Below are 17,392 nucleotides of genomic sequence, written 5' to 3' on the forward strand. Positions count from 1 at the left end.
CCTGGGAACGTCCATGCCACTCCCGGCATTCCGGGCACGTGACCGGGCGCACGCTCATTCCTGGAAGCGGTATCCCATCCCAGCCTCCGTCAGCAGATGGCGCGGGTTGGCCGGATCGTCCTCGAGTTTGCGCCGCAACTGCGCGAGGTAGACGCGCAGGTAGTGGGTCTCGGTCGCATAGGCCGGCCCCCACACCTCACGCAGTAATTCCTTGCGCCCCACCAGCTTTCCGCGATTGCGCACCAGCATCTCGAGCATGCCCCACTCGGTGGGCGTCAGGTGCACCGGCGCACCCCGCTTGGTGACCTTCTTGGCGACGAGGTCGACGGTGAACGAGTCGGTGACCACCACCGGGTCGACAGCGTCGGTCGCGCTGGCCCCACGCCGAACCGCGGCCCGCAGCCGAGCCAGCAGTTCGTCCATCCCGAACGGCTTGGTGACATAGTCGTCGGCGCCGGCGTCGAGCGCCTCCACCTTGTCGGCCGAATCCGTCCGCGCCGACAGCACGATCACCGGCGCGGAGGTCCACCCGCGCAGCCCTGCCAGCACCTCGATCCCGTCCAGGTCCGGCAGGCCCAGATCGAGAATGACGACGTCGGGATGCTTCTCGGCGGCGGCCCGCAAGGCGGCGGCCCCGTTGCCCGCGGTGATCACCTCGTACCCGCGCACCGACAGATTGATCCGCAGAGCACGCACGATTTGCGGCTCGTCATCGACCACCAGCACTTTGATCGGCGGAGCCTGCCCGCCTCCCCGCGTCGGCGAGCCGGTCTCACTCGCGTCGTCATGCGACGTCGGCGACCGGCGGTCGTGGGCGCCGGCAGGTGCGCCGGTCCCCGGTGGGTTACCCATGTGCTCACTTTCCTCGGGCGTCGACTGGGGGGTCCACCGCGGGTGTTCCCGATGGCAGGTCGACGAGCATGGTCAGGCCGCCGCCCGGGGTCGGCTCGGCGTGGACGGTGCCGCCCATCGCCTCCACGAAACCACGCACGACCGAGAGGCCGAGGCCGACGCCGGTGGTGTTGTCGCGGTCGCCGAGGCGTTGGAAGGGTTCGAACAGTTGCTCCTCGGTGCCCGACGGGACGCCGGGGCCGATGTCGACGACGGCGATCGACACTCGGTCGCCGTCGTGTTCGGCCGTGACCCGCACCGGCGACTCGCGGCCCGAATGCCGCAGGGCGTTGTCGATCAGGTTGGCCAGTACGCGTTCGAGCAGGCCGCTGTCGGCCAGCACGGAAACCTCACCGACCTCGACCTTCACCCGCTCCATCGCCGCCCGGCGCAGCCCACGGGTGCCCATGCCGACGCTCACCAGCGCGCGATGCGCCGCCTCGTCCATGTACACCTGCCGCAACTGCGGCGTCACGACGCCGACCGCCAGCCGCGAGGAGTCGAGCAGATTGCCCACCAGCGCGGTCAACTGGTCGACGGACTCCTCGATCGCTTCCAGCAGTTCACCGGTGTCCTCGGCCGAGAATTCGATGTCGTCGCTGCGCAGGCTGGACACGGCCGCTTTCGCCCCCGCCAACGGCGTGCGCAGGTCGTGGCTGACCGCCGACAGCAGCGCGCGGCGCAGCCGGTCGGCTTCCAAGAGCGCCGCCGCCGCACTGGCTTCCTCCGCCAGCCGAGCCTGACGCACCAGCCCGACCGCCTGGTTGGCGACGGCGTTGAGCACCGGTCGATCCGTGGAGTCGATCGCCCGCCCGGCCAGCAGCAAATGGCTCTGCGCGTCGCCCGCTTCGATGACGGTCTCGGCTTCGGACGGTCGCGTCGGCGGCTCGGCGCCGACCGCGGCGACGATCTGGTCCCCGCACTGCACGCTCACCGCGCGCTGGCCATAGGTTTCGCGAACCTGCTCGAGCAGGTTGGGCAGGTCGGCGCCGTGCAGCACGGATCCGGCGAACATCGTCAGCAGCTCCGCTTCCCGAGATGCCTTGCGCGCCTGCACTGTTCGCTTGGCCGCGACGTCGACCAGCGCCGCCACGGCCACCGCGACGATCAGCAGCACCACCACGGTGACGAAGTTGTCCGGCTCGGCGATGGTGAAGCTGAAGCGCGGGTCGGTGAAGTACCAGTTCAGCAGCAACCCCGACAGCAACGCCGACAAACCGGCGGGGACGACACCGCCGAACAGCGCGACCGCGACCACCCCGACGAAGAACATCGCGCTGAGCCCGCCCAGCTGCAACCACCCATCGAGGAACACCCCGCAGATCACGCTCACCAGGACCGGCACGACCACGGCCGCAAGCCACGCGCTCACCGGCCGCCCGGGACGCAGCCAGTGCCTGCGCACCCCGCGATTGGCCTCCTCGTGGGTCACCATGTGCACATCGATCTTGCCCGAGCGCTGCACCACCGTCGAGCCGATGCCCTCGTCGAGCATCCGCGCCCAGCGCGAGCGTCGCGAGGTGCCGAGCACCAACTGGGTGGCGTTGACCTCGCGCGCGAAGTCGAGCAGCGCGGACGGCACGTCGTCGCCGGTCACCGTGTGCAGCGAGGCGCCGAGACCTGCGGCGAGATCGCGCAGCTTGGTCATCCGCTCGGTCGATATCCCGACCAGCCCGTCACCACGCACCACGTGGAGCACGACCAGATCGGCACTGGACTTGGACGCGATCCGCCCGGCCCGGCGCACCACCGTCTCCGACTCGGGACCACCGGTGACCGCGACGACGACGCGTTCGCGCGCCTCCCACAGCTCGGTGATCTTGTGGTCGGCCCGGTACCGGGCCAGCGCCGCGTCCACCTGGTCGGCCAGCCACAGCAGCGCGAGTTCACGCAGCGCGGTGAGATTGCCGGGCCGGAAGTAGTTGCGCAGCGCCGCGTCGACCTTGTCGGCGGCGTAGACATTGCCGTGGGAAAGCCTGCGCCGCAACGCTTCCGGTGTCAGATCGACCAGTTCCACCTGATCGGCGCCGCGCACAACCGCATCGGGCACGGTCTCGCGCTGCTCGATACCGGTGATCTGGGCGACCACATCGTTGAGGCTCTCGAGGTGCTGCACGTTCACCGTGGAGATCACGTCGATACCCGCGGCCAGGATTTGCTCCACGTCCTGCCAGCGCTTCTCGTGCACGCTGCCCGGTGCGTTCGTGTGCGCCAGTTCGTCGACCAGCACCACCGTGGGCTTGCGCGTGAGCACCGCGTCGACATCGAGTTCGGGCAGCTCGGTCCCTCGATAGGAGATCGTCTTCAGCGGAATCCGCTCGATGCCGTCCAGGAGTTCGGCGGTCTTCTTGCGCCCGTGCGTCTCCACGACGGCCGCGACCACATCCCGGCCGCGTTCCAGGCGCCGATGCGCCTCGCCGAGCATGGCGTAGGTCTTGCCCACGCCCGGCGCGGCACCGAGGTAGATGCGCAGCTGTCCGCGTTTCACCTGTCCATCATCGCGTGCCGACGAGCCGGAGCCGGACGGCGCACCGGCAGGACGCCGACCGTCATCATCGGCGCGTGCGAGGCGTTCAACCGACCGAGTACGCGGATCAGCAGCAGCGACCCGACGAAACCGAAGATCACCGCAAGGGTCACAACAGACACCGCGATCTCACTTTCCATGAACAAGGGACCCGGGCGCCCTTCGCCTCCCGGTGCACCAATTTCTACCGCGCGATATGCGGGTTGATCTCGATCTTTACGGTGTGTTGACGGCTATCGGCCCGGCCTTGACGACATCCTCACATCAGCTGGTCGCCCGCGCGTCAACATTCCGCAAAGGCCGGGCCGCCGGGCGCTAAGGAGTCGTAAGGAAACCACGCCGAGCCGCCATCCGGCGTTTCACTCACTGAGTTGCTCCACCTCGGAGCACAAGGAGGTTGGAAATGTCTGTCGTGGTGTTCACGGTGCTCACCGTGGCGATCTTCGCGCTGCTGGGCTTGATCCAGCGGGGGGTGGAGAAGCTGTGATCGCGAACCTTGTCGGTCTGGTCCTGGCCGTTCTCGTCGCCGTGTACATGGTCGCGGCGTTGCTCTTCCCCGAGAGGTTCTAGGTGAACACGACAACCGCGGGGATCGCCTTCGTGGCGGCCCTGGTGATCACGCTGGCCCTGGTGCACGTACCGCTCGGCGACTACATGTTCCGGGTCTACAACGGCGACAAGCACTCTCGCGTCGAGCGGCTGATCTACCGTGCCATCGGCGCGAAACCCGAGGTCGAGCAGACCTGGCCGATCTACGCCCGCAGTGTGCTGGCGTTCTCGGCCGTCGGCATCCTGTTCCTGTTCTTCTTCCAGCTGGTCCAGGGCGCGTTGCCGCTGCATCTCAACGATCCCGGCACCGAGATGACCCCGGCGCTGGCGTGGAACACCGCGGTCAGCTTCGTCACCAACACCAACTGGCAGAACTACTCCGGCGAGTCCACCCAGGGGCACCTGGTGCAGATGGCCGGTCTGGCGGTGCAGAACTTCGTCTCGGCGGCCGTCGGCATGGCGGTGGCGGTGGCCCTGGTGCGCGGTTTCGCCCGCCGCCACACCGGTGAGCTCGGCAACTTCTGGGTCGACCTGGTGCGCGGCACCCTGCGCATCCTGCTGCCGATCGCGTTCGTCTTCGCGATCGTGCTGGTCGCCGGTGGGGTCATCCAGAACTTCCACCTGCACGATCAGGTCGCGCAGACCGTCGGCGGCGCGCAGCAGACCCTGACCGGTGGTCCGGTCGCGAGCCAGGAGGTCATCAAGGAGCTGGGCACCAACGGTGGCGGCTTCTACAACGCCAACTCCGCGCACCCGTTCGAGAACGCGAGCACATGGACGAACTTCCTGGAGATCTTCCTGCTCCTGGTGATCGCGTTCTCGTTGCCGCGCACGTTCGGGCGGATGGTCGGCAGCACCAAGCAGGGCTACGCGATCGTGGCGGTGATGGGAACGATCGCCCTGACCAGCATCATGCTGACCAACTTCTTCCAGCTGCGAGCCCACGGCACGGTGCCGACCGCGATCGGCGCGTCGATGGAAGGCGTGGAAACCCGTTTCGGCGTGGCCGATTCGGCCACCTTCGCCGGTGCGACCACCCTCACCTCGACCGGTGCGGTGAACTCGTTCCACGATTCCTACACCAGCCTCGGCGGCATGATGACGATGTTCAACATGCAGCTGGGCGAGGTGGCGCCCGGCGGCGTTGGCTCCGGCCTCTACGGCATGCTCATCCTCGCGGTGATCACGGTGTTCGTGGCCGGCCTGATGGTCGGTCGCACGCCCGAGTACCTCGGCAAGAAGATCACCCCGCGCGAGATCAAGCTGGCCGCATCCTATTTCCTGGTGAGCCCGCTGATCGTGCTGATCGGCACGTCCGTCGCGATGGCACTGCCCGGCCAACGGGCGAGCATGCTCAACAGCGGCCCGCACGGACTCTCGGAAGTGCTGTACGCCTTCACCTCCGCGGCCAACAACAACGGTTCGGCCTTCGCCGGTCTCACCGGCAACACCGAGTGGTTCAACACCGCGCTCGGGCTGGCGATGGTGTTCGGGCGGTTCCTGCCGATCATCTTCGTGCTGGCGCTGGCCGGATCACTGGCAAGCCAGGGCACCACTCCCGCGTCGATCGGCACGCTGCCGACGCACCGGCCGCAGTTCGTCGGCATGGTCGTCGGCGTGACGGTGATCCTGGTCGCGCTCACCTTCCTGCCCGCTCTCGCGCTCGGGCCGCTCGCCGAAGGACTTCACTGACATGACAACTCCCACCATTCGATCCACGGTCACGCCGCGGACCAAGGGCGTGCGCCAGGGCGTCCTCGACCCGAAACTGCTGCTCACCTCACTTCCCGACGCGGTCCGCAAGCTCGACCCACGCACCCTGTGGAAGAACCCGGTCATGCTGATCGTGGAGATCGGCGCGGTGTGGTCGACGATCCTGGCGATCGGCGACCCGACCTTCTTCGCCTGGGCCATCGTCGTCTGGCTGTGGCTCACCGTCGTATTCGCCAATCTGGCCGAGGCCGTCGCCGAAGGGCGCGGCAAAGCCCAGGCCGACACGCTACGCAAAGCCAAGACCGACACCGTCGCTCGTCGTCTGGCGGACTGGACCCCCGGCGGACGGATCATCGAAGAGCGCGTCGCCGCAACGGAACTGCGGCGCGGCGACTTCGTGGTCGTGGAGGCCGGTCAGGTCGTCCCCGGCGACGGTGACGTCGTCGAAGGCATCGCGTCCGTGGACGAATCGGCCATCACCGGCGAGTCCGCGCCGGTGATCCGCGAGTCCGGCGGCGACCGCTGCGCGGTCACCGGCGGCACCACGGTGCTCTCGGACCGGATCGTCGTCGAGATCACCCAGGAGCCGGGCGCCAGCTTCATCGACAAGATGATCGCGCTCGTCGAGGGTGCGAGCAGGCAGAAGACACCCAACGAGATCGCGCTCAACATCCTGCTGGCGGCGCTCACGATCATCTTCGTGTTCGCGGTGGCGACCCTGCAACCACTGGCGATCTTCGCCAAGTCGAACAACCCCGGTGTGCCGGATACTTCGGCGCTGGACGCGCACGGCATCACCGGCATCGTGATGGTCTCGTTGCTGGTCTGCCTCATCCCGACCACCATCGGCGCGCTGCTCTCGGCCATCGGCATCGCCGGGATGGACCGACTCGTGCAGCGCAATGTGCTGGCCATGTCCGGTCGCGCGGTCGAAGCGGCGGGCGATGTGAACACCCTGCTGCTCGACAAGACCGGCACCATCACCCTCGGCAACCGGCAAGCCGCCGAATTCATCCCGGTGCCCGGCATTCTCGACGACGAGCTGGCCGACGCGGCACAGCTGTCGAGTCTCGCCGACGAAACACCGGAGGGCCGCTCGATCGTCGTGTTCGCCAAGGAGGTGTTCAACAAGCGCGAACGCAGTGCGGGCGAACTACCGGGCGCTTCCTGGGTGGAGTTCACGGCGCAGACCCGCATGTCCGGTGTCGACCTCGCCGATGGGCACCAGCTGCGCAAGGGCGCGGCCGGCGCTGTCACCGAATGGGTTCGCGCCCAGGGTGGTTCGATTCCGAGCGAGGCGGCCGCGATCGTCGACGGCGTCTCCGCCTCCGGCGGCACCCCGCTGATGGTCGGTGAACTCCGCGACGGCACACCACGACTGCTCGGGGTGATCCACCTCAAAGACGTGGTCAAACAAGGCATGCGGGAACGCTTCGACGAGATGCGCCGCATGGGCATCCGCACCGTGATGATCACCGGCGACAACCCGTTGACCGCCAAGGCGATCGCCGAGGAGGCGGGCGTGGACGACTTCCTCGCCGAAGCCACGCCGGAGGACAAACTCGCCCTGATCAAGTCCGAACAGGACGGCGGACGCCTGGTCGCGATGACCGGCGACGGCACCAACGACGCCCCCGCTCTCGCCCAGGCCGACGTGGGCGTGGCCATGAACACCGGTACCTCGGCCGCCAAAGAGGCGGGCAACATGGTCGATCTGGACTCCGACCCGACCAAGTTGATCGAGATCGTGGAGATAGGCAAGCAGTTGCTGATCACCCGTGGCGCACTCACCACCTTCTCCATCGCCAACGACATCGCCAAGTACTTCGCGATCATTCCCGCGCTGTTCGTGGCGCTGTTCCCCGGCCTGGACGCACTCAACATCATGCGCCTGGCCAGCCCACAGTCGGCGATCCTGTCCGCGGTCATCTTCAACGCGATCGTCATCGTGGCGCTCATCCCGCTGGCGCTGCGCGGTGTGAACTATCGGGCGAGCAATGCCTCGGCGCTGCTGAGCCGCAACCTGACGATCTACGGTCTCGGCGGCATCATCGCGCCGTTCGTCGGGATCAAGCTCATCGACCTCCTCGTCCAACTTCTCCCCGGGATGGCCTGAAATGCGCATGTCGACCTGGATCCGGCAGCACCTGGCCGCGTTGCGCGCCCTGCTCGTGCTGACCGTGATCACCGGAATCGTCTATCCCGTCGCCGTTTTCGCGATCGGCCAACTGCCGGGGCTCAACGAGAACGCCGAAGGCTCGCTCCTCGAGCGGGACGGAAAACTGGTGGGCTCCAGCCTGATCGGACAGTCCTTCACCGATGCCGAGGGCAACGCGATGACGCAGTATTTCCAGAGCCGTCCCTCGGCCGCAGGCGACGGCTACGACCCACTGTCCACCGGCGCGAGCAATCTCGGCCCGGAGGACATCGTCGACACCGCCGACCGCACCAGTCTGCTCACCACCGTGTGCGCGCGCTCGAAGGAGGTCGGCGACCGTGAGGGGGTCGACGGCGCCCGACAGTTCTGCACGAAAGACGGTGTGGGTGCGGTGCTCTCGGTGATCGGTCCGCGCGATGCCGACGGCGATGTGTCTCGGCCGTTGCAGGTGGTCAGCGTCAACGAACTCTGCCCCGCGCAGCCGTTCCTACCCACGTTCCGCGGTGTCGCCGTCGAGTGCGCGAAGGAGGGCGAGGACTACTCCGTCGGCCGGATCATCCCGATCCTCGGTGACGCACCGGCCGAGGCCGCGGTCCCCGCCGACGCGGTCACCGCGAGCGGCAGCGGACTCGACCCGCACATCTCCCCCGCGTACGCGGCCATCCAGGTCGAGCGGGTGGCGAAGGCACGCGGCATCACCACCACCCAGGTGCGCGAACTGCTCGACGCGCACACCGATGGGCGCACGCTCGGATTCCTCGGCGAGCCGCGGGTGAACGTCGTCGAACTCAACCTCGATCTCGACGCCCGCTACCCGTTCCGGGGCTGAACACAGCGATCGGGGCCGGATCTGGACAGATCCGGCCCCGATTCGCTTGTCGCGCTAGTCCTCGTCTGTCACCAATGCCCAACCATCCGGCAGACCGGTCACGGTCACCGCGGACCCACACACTTCGAGATCCACCGTCACCCCCTCGCCCAGCCGGAACTCCGACATCCGCACGCACCCCCAGGCCGGGGGCACCTGCGGCCGCAACGTCAACGTCTTGGCCGGCACATCGGGATCGAGCCCGAGGAACGATCGAACCAGCAGCAACGGCGCCGCACTCGCCCACGCCTGCGGCGAACACGAGGTCGGATACGGCACGGGTGCCGCGAATCTCGACCGAGGGAAACCACAGAACAACTCGGGCAGTCGACCGTCGAACGCGGCGGCGGCATCGAGCAGCCCACCCGACAGCTTCGTGGCCAGTTCCACCGCGCCCGGCACATGCTGGTATCGCATCAACCCGGCGACAGCGATCGCGGTGTCATGCGGCCAGATCGACCCGCTGTGGTAACTCATCGGGTTGTAGGCACCCATATCCGAAGCCAAGGTCCGCAGGCCGAATCCCGAATCCATCTCTGCCCGAGCCAGATTCCGGATCAGGATCTCGGCGTGTTCGTCGGTCGCGATGCCCGACCACAGACAGTGCGCCGCGTTGCTGGTCAGCGCGTCGACCTGACGCTTGCGGCCATCCAAGGCCACCGCGTACCAGCCGTAATGGGGTAGCCAGAACTGTTCGGCGAACTTGGTGCGCAACTCGTCGGCCCGCTCCCGCATCCGCACGGCCAGATCGGGGTCGTCGAATTGGTCGGCCAATTCCGCGCGGGCCAGGAACGCCGCGTACACATACCCCTGCACCTCGGCCAAGGCGATCGGCGCTTCGGCGATATGTCCTGCGGCATCGTTGATTCCGTCGAAGCTGTCCTTCCAGCCCTGATTGATCAGGCCGCGGTCGGTGGCCCGCACGTACTCGACGAAACCGTCGTCGTCGCGGTCGCCGAAATCGGTGATCCAGCTGATCGCGGCGTCGGCCGCGGGCAGCAGAGTGGCGATCGATCCCGGATCCGCGCCCCACCGTAGACATTCGGCGAGCAGCATCACGAACAGCGGTGTGGCGTCGACAGTCCCGTAATAGATCTGCCCGCCGAGCACCTGACCCACCGAGGGGCCGCGCCGCATCTCGTGCATGATCCGGCCCGGCTCCTCCTCCACGAGCGGGTCGATCGTTTGGCCCTGCAACTCGGCCAGCTGCTGCAAAGTACCCAGTGCCAGATCGGTTTCCAGCGGCAACGACATCCATGCTGTGAGCAGCGAGTCGCGGCCGAACAGCGTCATGAACCACGGCGCGCCCGCCGCCACGAAGGGCCGGTTGGTGCCCGAATCGGTGTGGATCTGCAACGCGCCCAGATCGCTTTCACTGCGGCGCAGGATCTGGTTGAGCAGACCCGAATCGGCGGAGATATCGGTGGCGGTGGCCCGCCACGCCTGGATCTTGCGCACCGGCTCGCTCGCCCGGTAGCGCTCGCCCGGCGTGCCGCTGGTCTGCGGGCGCTGCGCGGCGCCCGCCGGTTGCGCGGTGATCTCGGTCTGCCAGCGCCCGCCCGCAGGGACCACCACCCGCCAGATCATGGTGCCGGGCAACACCATCGGCTCGATCGTCGAGGTGAGCGCGAGCCCACGCGACAGATCGGCACGGTCGTGGAGCAGCAGTTCACCGTCGGTGGTCGTCATCTCCGCGCGGCGTCCGTGCGTGCGGCCTTCCTTCACCGCGAACAGATCGACGAAATCGGCGTCGACGTGCAGCTCCAGAACCACCGCCGTCGCCTCGCGGCTCATGTTCTCCAGCGTGATCAGCTCGTGCATGCCCTCGGCGACGAGCCGATCACGCACCACGAGCAGGGTGCTGTCGGCCCGCCCCTGCTGCGGAGGCCTGCGCAGCACGAACCGTGCCGCGAAGGCCTCCGGGCTCAGCACCGACAGCGCCTCGGGCCGTTTCCCGTCGATCATCAGCTCCCAGCGCGAAATCACCCTGGCGTCACGAAAGAACAGGCCCTGCGGCTTACCCGGCTCGATATCGCCGAGTCGGTCGGACAGGCAGAACGTGCCGCCTTCGACAAGGGTGATGTTGCCGCCACCGCCACCGAGCCCCGCGGGTTCCCCCGCGTTGAAGGGGCTCGGCGCCGAGGCGCTGTCCGTGCTCATGCGCGACCGTTGGCCGCCACCCCGATGGGCAACGGCATCGCATACGCGGTGTCGTAACCGATCGTGGTGCGGGCGAGCAGTTCCCGGTACACCTGTTCGTAGCCGCGACCGAGGGTGTCGGCGCTGAAGTTGTCGACCACGTGCTTCCGGCACAGGGCCGGATCGTAGGTCTGGACTTCGGCGATGGCGGCGGGCAGTTCGGAGGGATCGTCACAGATCCGCCCCGTCACCCCGTCGACCACCACTTCGCTCACCGCACCGCCGCGCAACGCGACCACCGGCGTTCCGCAGATCATCGCCTCGATCATCACCATGCCGAACGGCTCCTCCCATCGAATGGGGAACAGCAGACACTTTGCTCCGGACAGGAGTTTACGCTTGGCGGCCGCGTCGGCGAGACCGAACATCTGATCCTGGTCGGTCATCCGCGGGCGCACGAACTCCTCGAAGTAGGCCTTTTCGGGCGACTCACTGCATTTACCCGCCAAGATCAGCGGCATGCCGACGGCGTGGGCGGCGTCGAGCGCCAGATGCGGACCCTTGTCGTCGCTGAAACGGCCGAGGAACAGCGCGTAGTCCTGCTTCTCGGTCTCGAACGGCCACTGATCGGGCCGCAGCGCGTTGTGCACCCGTCCTGCCCACGGCAGATCGGGCGCCAGCGCGCGCTGGCGGTCGCTGATCGCGACGAGCGAACACTCCTGGCCCAGTTCCTTGTAATAGCGGTAGCAGTCGTCCTGCACCGGGCCGTGCACGGTGACCACCGTCGGCAACCCGAGATTGGCGTAGGCGGGCGCGTTCAGCGGGCCCGCGAAAGTGTGGTCGTGGACCAGGTCGATGCCTTCGGTATCGGCCAGCCGCTCGATGGCGCGGCGCACCCGCAGCGCGTGCACGATTTCCGGGAACGGATCGCCCAAACGTTCAGGCTGAATCCGGTCCCACAGCGGAACGAAGTTCGCTTGGGTACCATCTATACCCGCACCGAACAGTGTGACGTGATGGCCGCGCTCACACAGTGAGTCGACCAGATCGGCGACTACGGCCTCGACGCCGCCGTAGGCCTTGGGTGGGACATCGAAATAGGGTGGGACAACCATCGCGATCCGCAGTGGACCACCGTGGTGATCGATCGAATAGAGATCGGACGCGGACAAACCGACCGGCGACATTGCCGACGTGTCTGTACTCATGACCTTCCTTCCAGGGACGCAACCTCGCAACACTTGCGCGAACAAGAGATGGCCGCCTCGGCGGAGGTGGAGACGAGAGCTTCACCGCCGTCCATGGGGCATGGTTGGCCTGGCCAGACGCAATGCGCACCGTTTCGGGTGCCCGCCTGAACAGAGGGGCCGTCAAGGAACGTACCCCGCTACCGCAGAGTAAACCAGCGTGTTGCTGGAAATGTTCGGTCTCGATTCCTACAGCCTGACAGGAGATTACGCGGTCAGATACGGTCTACGACGTACAGACGGCGGGCTCTACGGGATCTACACACGGAATATTTCCGAACTCGATCATGGTGAGCCTGGCCTTACCGTGGGTCAGATAGTCGATGAACTGGGCAACCAGCGAATCACCGGCGACCGGGCCGTGGGTGTAGGCGTACTCGACTCCGCTGAACGGGTAGCGACCCGCACGCACCGCGTCCGGCGAAGCGCTCACCCCGTCGATCGACGTGGCCCCGATCTCCGTGGTGACCGCCGAGGTCTCCAGGTATCCCACCGCTCCAGGGATTTTGGCAACAAACGTTGCCACTTCTTCGGTGAGGTCGACCTCGCACTGTTCGCCACCTGCCGCCATGCCGAAACAGCTGGTGTAGCGGAACACCTTGCGGTTGTCCTCGAGCAGACGCGACTCCAGCGCACGCCGCGTCCCCGAGCCCGCCGTCCGGTCGATGAGCACCACCGGGAGGTCGGGGCCGCCGAGTTGGCTCCAGTTCTTCACATTTCCGCGATACAGGTCGCGGATCTGCTGGGTCGTGAGGTCTCTCAGTCCGACGCCGGGGTGCAGCACCATCGAAAACGAGCCGACTGCCAGCGGGCGACCGACCAACCCCTCGAAGGTGTTGCCCTTGAAGCCGTCACCGATGGCGAGCATGTCCGGGGTCTGTCCGGCGCGAGCCAGCGTGCGAAGGCCGGGATCGGTGCCGGTGAAGTCGAAGGCGAAACTCGCTTCGGTGCAGGTCTTCTCATAGCTCTGCGCGGCCCGACGGATCATCGGCGCCATGGCGGTGGACCCGACAATGGTGAGTCGACCACCGGCACAGTCCTTCGGCGGCGGATCCGGTTGCACGACAGCGTAGATCAGCTGGATGACGAACACGACGGCCAGGAACAGGCTGAAACCCAACAGCAGCGGCTCACGCCGAGACCGCGTGGTGGTCATGTGGATGCTGCCGCCCTTGAGGTTGCCACCGTGGACCACGATCTCGCGGTCGTCGGTGATCGGGTCAGCACCCTGTGCCTGCAGCAAGGCCAGCACCTTGTAGTGCTCGCCGCGCTGCAGGATCTCTTTCGGTAGCACGATCCGGCCCTGCCCCTGGGCAGTGGTGCTGGTCTCGATGGCGCGCAGCTCGCTGCTGAAGTGATCGTGCGCCCGGCGCTCGCCGGACCTGGTGACCCGTTCGGTCACCTCGGTCGCCTGCACGCTGTGCCCCGGGAAGATCAAGCTCGGGCGATCGGCCGGTCGGTAGTCGTCGTCATCGATGACTGTGCCGCCGTCGTTTTCGATCCGGATCAGCACCATCGTCATGTCCGACCCGTTGGGCACCATCAGCGGAATCCGGCTCACCGGCGTGTTCATCTGCACGCGATAGCCCAGATGCTTGCGTCCGACGAAGACGAACTCCCGTAGGAAGGCCGCTACCGCCACCGCGATGCCGATCACCGACAGCACGATGTCGATCGGAATTTCGCTCACCAGTCCCCCCGCTCACCGCCCCGTATCGCGAGTTGATTTATACCAGGCGAGGGCGACGAGTCAGTGGCTCGAATCAGTTGTTGGACAAGACTTCACCCGGCGGACCCACCGCACCAGGCCAGCAGCTCCTCGACCGGCCAGGTGTCGATCACCTTCTCGGCGGTGACCCCGTGGGCCAGTGCCCGCTCACATCCGTAACCCTGCCAAGCCAGTTGGCCCGGTGCGTGGGCGTCGGTGTCGATGCTGAACAGGCAGTCCATCTCGACGGCCAGTTCGATCAAACGCCCAGGTGGATCACGGCGTTCGGGGCGGCTGTTGATTTCGACGGCGGTGCCGTAGCGGCGACAGGCTTCGAAGACGAGTTCGGCGTCGAACGACGACTCGGGCCGGGTGCCTCTGGCCCCTTCCACGAGGCGGCCGGTGCAGTGGCCGAGGATATCGACGTTGGGGTTCGCGACCGCGTAGACCATGCGCTCGGTCATGGTGTCGCTGTCGTCGCGCAGGTGCCAATGCACGCTGGCGACAACGACATCCAGGCGTTCGAGGAGATCGGCCCGCTGGTCGAGGGTGCCGTCGTCGAGGATGTCGACCTCGATGCCGGTGAGGATGCGAAACGGCGCCATCTGCTCGTTGAGTTCGGCGATCACGTCGAGTTGGCGCAGGAGCCGGTCGGCGGACAGGCCGTTGGCGACCTTGAGTCGGGGCGAATGGTCTGTCAGCGCACAGTATTCGTGGCCGAGCGCGGCCGCGACACCCATCATCTCCGCGATCGGACTTCCACCATCGGACCAGTCCGAGTGGGTGTGCAGATCCCCACGGAGCGCGGCGCGCAACTCCTCGCCCGCCGGTGCGATCGGCTTCGCCTCCTTGCGGAGCTCGGCCAGATAGTCGGGAACCTCACCGGCACAGGCTTGTTCGATGATGGCCGCCGTCTTCGGCCCGATTCCGGCGAGCTCGCGCCAGCTGTGTTCGCTCGCGCGAGTGGCGAACTCGGCGTCGGCGAGTCCGGCGACGACATCGGCGGCGCGGCGGTAGGCCTTCACCCGGTGTGTTTCGGCACGACTGCGTTCGAGCCAGAACCCGACCTCACGCAGCGCCGCCACCGGACCCGGACTCGCCGCCGATGTCATCGCGACTACTTGATCCGGCCGTACTTGAGGAACGCGACCCCATCGGCGTACACCCGACTGGTGATCACCCGGAACCGCTCCGGCGCGGGCAGTTTCGCCCCGCCGCCGAACAGCGGCCTTCCGGTGCCGAGCACCACCGGGTGCAGCTTCAGGAACACCTGGTCGATCTCGGGCAGCAGCGTCTGCGCCAGTTCACCGCCACCGCAGAGCCAGATTCCCAGTCCGTCCTCACGTTTGAGTTCGCGCACCGCGGCGGTCGGGTCCTCGGCGATCAGTTCCACGCCCGGCGCCGGCGCTTCGGGCAGCGTCGTGGACACCACATATTGGCGCAGGTGCTCATACGGGCTCGCGGTGCCGGTGCGGACGCCGAAATCGTGGGTCTTGCGGCCCATGATCACGGTGTCGAAGTAGATGTTGCCCGCCGCGATCCCGCGCGCCTCGCGCACCTTGGTCGGCAGGGTTTCCGGATACTGCGAGATGATGGCGGGACCGTGGTCACCGCCTACCGGAAAGAAGTCCAGCGTTCCGTCCTCGGCGGCGATGAAGCCGTCGATTGTCGATGCCACGAAATAGGTCAGCTTGCGCATAACGTCCTCCCTGCACGGACCCGGTCTGTCACGACCTGTCAGGAGAAACGTTAGCGTGCCCGGATCAGCGGCGGCGCGGCTTCCGTTGACACTTGGGACAGGAAAACGACGACCGATTCATGAATTGTTCCCGAACCAGCAGCGTCGCGCACCGATCGCACGGTTCGTCCTCGCGTCCGTAGGCGGCCAGCGACCGAGAAAAATAGCCGGACTCGCCGTTCACATTCACATACAGGGCGTCGAAGGAGGTGCCGCCGACGGCCAGCGCCTCGGTCATGACCGCGGCGACCCCGTCGAGCAGGGTGCGCAGGACCGGGCGGGTGAGATCGGCGGCGACGCGGGTGCCGTGCAGACCGGCCCGCCACAGCGCCTCGTCGGCGTAGATGTTGCCGATGCCCGAGATCACCGTCTGATCGAGCAGCACGCGTTTGATCTCGGTGTTCTTGGCGCGGATGGCCGCGACCACAGCTTCGCGGTCGAAGAGTGGGTCGAGTGGATCGCGCGCGATGTGGGCCACGGAATCGGGCACCACGGTCCCGTTCACCTCGACGAGGTCGGCCAGCGCCCAACCACCGAAGGTGCGCTGGTCGACGAATCGCAATTCGGCGCCGTCACCGAGCACGGCCCGGATGTGCGCGTGTTTTTCGACGGGCGCGTCGGCGGGTTGCACGAGCATCTGACCGCTCATGCCCAGATGCACGACCAGCGCGGTATCGGGCTCGTCGAAGGTGAGCCAGAGATATTTCCCGCGCCGCTGCGCGGAGTCGATCCGCAGTCCGGTGAGCCGTGCCGCCAGATCAGCACCACCCGCGACGTGCCTGCGCACGGCACGCGGGTGGGTGACGGTGACCGTCTCGATCGCCCGGCCGACCGCATGATCGGCGAGTCCGCGCCGAACGACCTCGACCTCGGGCAATTCGGGCACGGATCAGGCTTCGGTCGTGGATACGTCGGTCAGAGCCTTGTAGGCCGTACCGGCTGCCTTCTGCTCGGCTTCCTTCTTGGAACGGCCGATGCCCGAACCGTACGCATGACCGGCGATCACCGTGGTGGCGGTGAACTCCTTGTTGTGGTCGGGTCCGGTGGAGGTGATCTCGTAGGCGGGCACGCCGAGACCGCGTTCGGCGGTGAGCTCCTGCAGGCTGGTCTTCCAGTCGAGGCCGGCGCCCATACGGGGGCCACGCTCGAGCAGGTCGGCGAACAGCCGCAGCACCACACCACGCGCGGTTTCGATGCCGTGCTCGAGGTGCACCGCACCGAGCAGCGACTCCATGCCGTCGGCGAGGATGCTCGGCTTGTCACGGCCGCCGGTGAGCTCTTCGCCCTTACCGAGCAGCAGATACTGGCCGAGTCCGCCGTCGCCGAGGCCACGCGCCACCTCGGCGAGCGCGTGCATGTTCACCACGCTGGCGCGCAGTTTCGCGAGTTCACCCTCGGACTTCTCCGGATGCTCGGTATACAGGCGCTCGGTGATGCTGAGGCCGAGTACCGAGTCGCCGAGGAACTCCAGGCGCTCGTTGGTCGGCAAACCGCCGTTCTCGTACGCGTACGACCGGTGCGTCAGCGCTAGGCGCAGAAGCTCCGGTCGTACGTCGACACCGAGGGCGGTGAGAAGGCTGGCGTGATCCGCCGCGCCTACATTGTCTTTACTGGCTGTCACGTTGCTAGGAATGATCTACAACGATCAGACTGCAGAGGTGACCTGGCGGCCCTTGTAGGTGCCGCAGGACGGGCACGCGATGTGCGGGAGGGTCTTCTCACCACACGCGCGGTTCGGGCAGGTGACCAGGGTCGGCGCGGTGGCCTTCCACTGGCTGCGCCGCGACCGGGTGTTGGAACGCGACATCCGACGCTTGGGAACAGCCACGGCTACTTCTCCTCTTGGTTTTCGCT

General features: G+C 67.0%; 16 protein-coding genes. 5 read left to right on the forward strand and 11 right to left on the reverse strand.

What is annotated here, in order from left to right; all coding sequences use genetic code 11:
• Positions 1–54: 54 nt before the first annotated feature.
• The 3 genes from OHS03_RS19725 to OHS03_RS19735 all read right to left on the reverse strand — a co-directional run bounded on the left by OHS03_RS19725 (position 55) and on the right by OHS03_RS19735 (position 3,540).
• On the reverse strand, positions 55–726 hold the full coding sequence (locus OHS03_RS19725) for a response regulator (protein WP_328664320.1): 672 nt from the start codon (positions 724–726) through the stop codon (positions 55–57).
• A 130-nt stretch (positions 727–856) separates the two neighbouring features.
• Positions 857–3,379 (reverse strand): sensor histidine kinase, encoded by a 2,523-nt coding sequence (locus OHS03_RS19730; protein WP_328656093.1) that lies wholly within the window; start codon positions 3,377–3,379, stop codon positions 857–859.
• Positions 3,376–3,540, reverse strand: coding sequence for a hypothetical protein (locus tag OHS03_RS19735; RefSeq protein WP_157125321.1), 165 nt, complete (start codon positions 3,538–3,540; stop codon positions 3,376–3,378). Before OHS03_RS19735 ends, OHS03_RS19730 begins: the two co-directional genes overlap by 4 nt.
• 281 nt (positions 3,541–3,821) lie before the next feature.
• On the opposite strand from OHS03_RS19735, the gene OHS03_RS19740 reads away from it, so the two are divergent.
• Genes OHS03_RS19740 through OHS03_RS19760 form a run of 5 tightly spaced genes read left to right on the forward strand, consistent with a single transcriptional unit; the run spans position 3,822 to position 8,667 of the window.
• Positions 3,822–3,905, forward strand: coding sequence for a potassium-transporting ATPase (locus tag OHS03_RS19740; RefSeq protein ID WP_067449012.1), 84 nt, complete (start codon positions 3,822–3,824; stop codon positions 3,903–3,905).
• Positions 3,902–3,988: a potassium-transporting ATPase subunit F gene (locus tag OHS03_RS19745; protein ID WP_218719288.1), complete on the forward strand. Its 87-nt coding sequence runs from the start codon at positions 3,902–3,904 to the stop codon at positions 3,986–3,988. The genes OHS03_RS19740 and OHS03_RS19745 overlap by 4 nt, the downstream gene beginning before the upstream one ends.
• Positions 3,989–5,659 (forward strand): potassium-transporting ATPase subunit KdpA, encoded by a 1,671-nt coding sequence (gene kdpA, locus OHS03_RS19750; RefSeq protein WP_328656095.1) that lies wholly within the window; start codon positions 3,989–3,991, stop codon positions 5,657–5,659. It abuts the gene before it with no gap.
• A gap of 1 nt (position 5,660) precedes the next feature.
• Positions 5,661–7,796: a potassium-transporting ATPase subunit KdpB gene (gene kdpB / locus OHS03_RS19755; RefSeq protein ID WP_328656097.1), complete on the forward strand. Its 2,136-nt coding sequence runs from the start codon at positions 5,661–5,663 to the stop codon at positions 7,794–7,796.
• 1 nt (position 7,797) lies between these two features.
• The gene (locus tag OHS03_RS19760) at positions 7,798–8,667 is read left to right on the forward strand and encodes a potassium-transporting ATPase subunit C (RefSeq protein WP_328656099.1); all 870 of its coding nucleotides are present in this window, start codon (positions 7,798–7,800) and stop codon (positions 8,665–8,667) included.
• 54 nt (positions 8,668–8,721) lie between these two features.
• On the opposite strand, the gene OHS03_RS19765 is transcribed toward OHS03_RS19760, so the two are convergent.
• From OHS03_RS19765 to rpmF, 8 genes are all read right to left on the reverse strand, one after another.
• Positions 8,722–10,866 carry an amylo-alpha-1,6-glucosidase gene (locus tag OHS03_RS19765; protein ID WP_056811896.1) on the reverse strand — a complete coding sequence of 715 codons (2,145 nt, stop codon included), beginning with the start codon at positions 10,864–10,866 and terminating at the stop codon, positions 8,722–8,724.
• On the reverse strand, positions 10,863–12,032 hold the full coding sequence (locus tag OHS03_RS19770) for a glycosyltransferase family 4 protein (protein ID WP_328664322.1): 1,170 nt from the start codon (positions 12,030–12,032) through the stop codon (positions 10,863–10,865). Before OHS03_RS19770 ends, OHS03_RS19765 begins: the two co-directional genes overlap by 4 nt.
• Positions 12,033–12,318: 286 nt before the next feature.
• Positions 12,319–13,782, reverse strand: a complete 1,464-nt coding sequence (locus tag OHS03_RS19775) for a PstS family phosphate ABC transporter substrate-binding protein (protein ID WP_328656101.1) — start codon at positions 13,780–13,782, stop codon at positions 12,319–12,321.
• A 92-nt stretch (positions 13,783–13,874) separates the two neighbouring features.
• Positions 13,875–14,912, reverse strand: coding sequence for a PHP domain-containing protein (locus tag OHS03_RS19780; RefSeq protein WP_328656103.1), 1,038 nt, complete (start codon positions 14,910–14,912; stop codon positions 13,875–13,877).
• Between the two features lie 5 nt (positions 14,913–14,917).
• A complete protein-coding gene (locus OHS03_RS19785; protein WP_056811908.1) occupies positions 14,918–15,499 on the reverse strand; it encodes a dihydrofolate reductase family protein in 582 nt (193 codons plus the stop codon).
• Positions 15,500–15,563: 64 nt separating this feature from the next.
• Entirely contained in the window at positions 15,564–16,424 is an 861-nt protein-coding gene (gene mutM / locus OHS03_RS19790) for a bifunctional DNA-formamidopyrimidine glycosylase/DNA-(apurinic or apyrimidinic site) lyase (RefSeq protein ID WP_328656105.1), read from the reverse strand.
• 3 nt (positions 16,425–16,427) lie between these two features.
• Positions 16,428–17,159 carry a ribonuclease III gene (gene rnc / locus OHS03_RS19795; protein WP_062986917.1) on the reverse strand — a complete coding sequence of 244 codons (732 nt, stop codon included), beginning with the start codon at positions 17,157–17,159 and terminating at the stop codon, positions 16,428–16,430.
• A 24-nt stretch (positions 17,160–17,183) separates the two neighbouring features.
• Positions 17,184–17,366, reverse strand: a complete 183-nt coding sequence (gene rpmF / locus OHS03_RS19800) for a 50S ribosomal protein L32 (protein WP_040708879.1) — start codon at positions 17,364–17,366, stop codon at positions 17,184–17,186.
• Positions 17,367–17,392 lie beyond the last annotated feature (26 nt).

Origin of the sequence: Nocardia salmonicida, assembly GCF_036142455.1 — a bacterium.
In the GTDB taxonomy this organism is placed as follows: domain Bacteria; phylum Actinomycetota; class Actinomycetes; order Mycobacteriales; family Mycobacteriaceae; genus Nocardia; species Nocardia salmonicida.

Bases quoted from the DNA above. Each gene is read 5' to 3' on its own strand.
- OHS03_RS19740 (WP_067449012.1), top strand. From the start codon at position 3,822: ATGTCTGTCGTGGTGTTCACGGTGCTCACCGTGGCGATCTTCGCGCTG.
- kdpB (WP_328656097.1), top strand. From the start codon at position 5,661: ATGACAACTCCCACCATTCGATCCACGGTCACGCCGCGGACCAAGGGC.
- OHS03_RS19760 (WP_328656099.1), top strand. From the start codon at position 7,798: ATGCGCATGTCGACCTGGATCCGGCAGCACCTGGCCGCGTTGCGCGCC.
- OHS03_RS19765 (WP_056811896.1), bottom strand. From the start codon at position 10,866: ATGAGCACGGACAGCGCCTCGGCGCCGAGCCCCTTCAACGCGGGGGAA.
- OHS03_RS19770 (WP_328664322.1), bottom strand. From the start codon at position 12,032: ATGTCGCCGGTCGGTTTGTCCGCGTCCGATCTCTATTCGATCGATCAC.
- OHS03_RS19780 (WP_328656103.1), bottom strand. From the start codon at position 14,912: ATGACATCGGCGGCGAGTCCGGGTCCGGTGGCGGCGCTGCGTGAGGTC.
- OHS03_RS19785 (WP_056811908.1), bottom strand. From the start codon at position 15,499: ATGCGCAAGCTGACCTATTTCGTGGCATCGACAATCGACGGCTTCATC.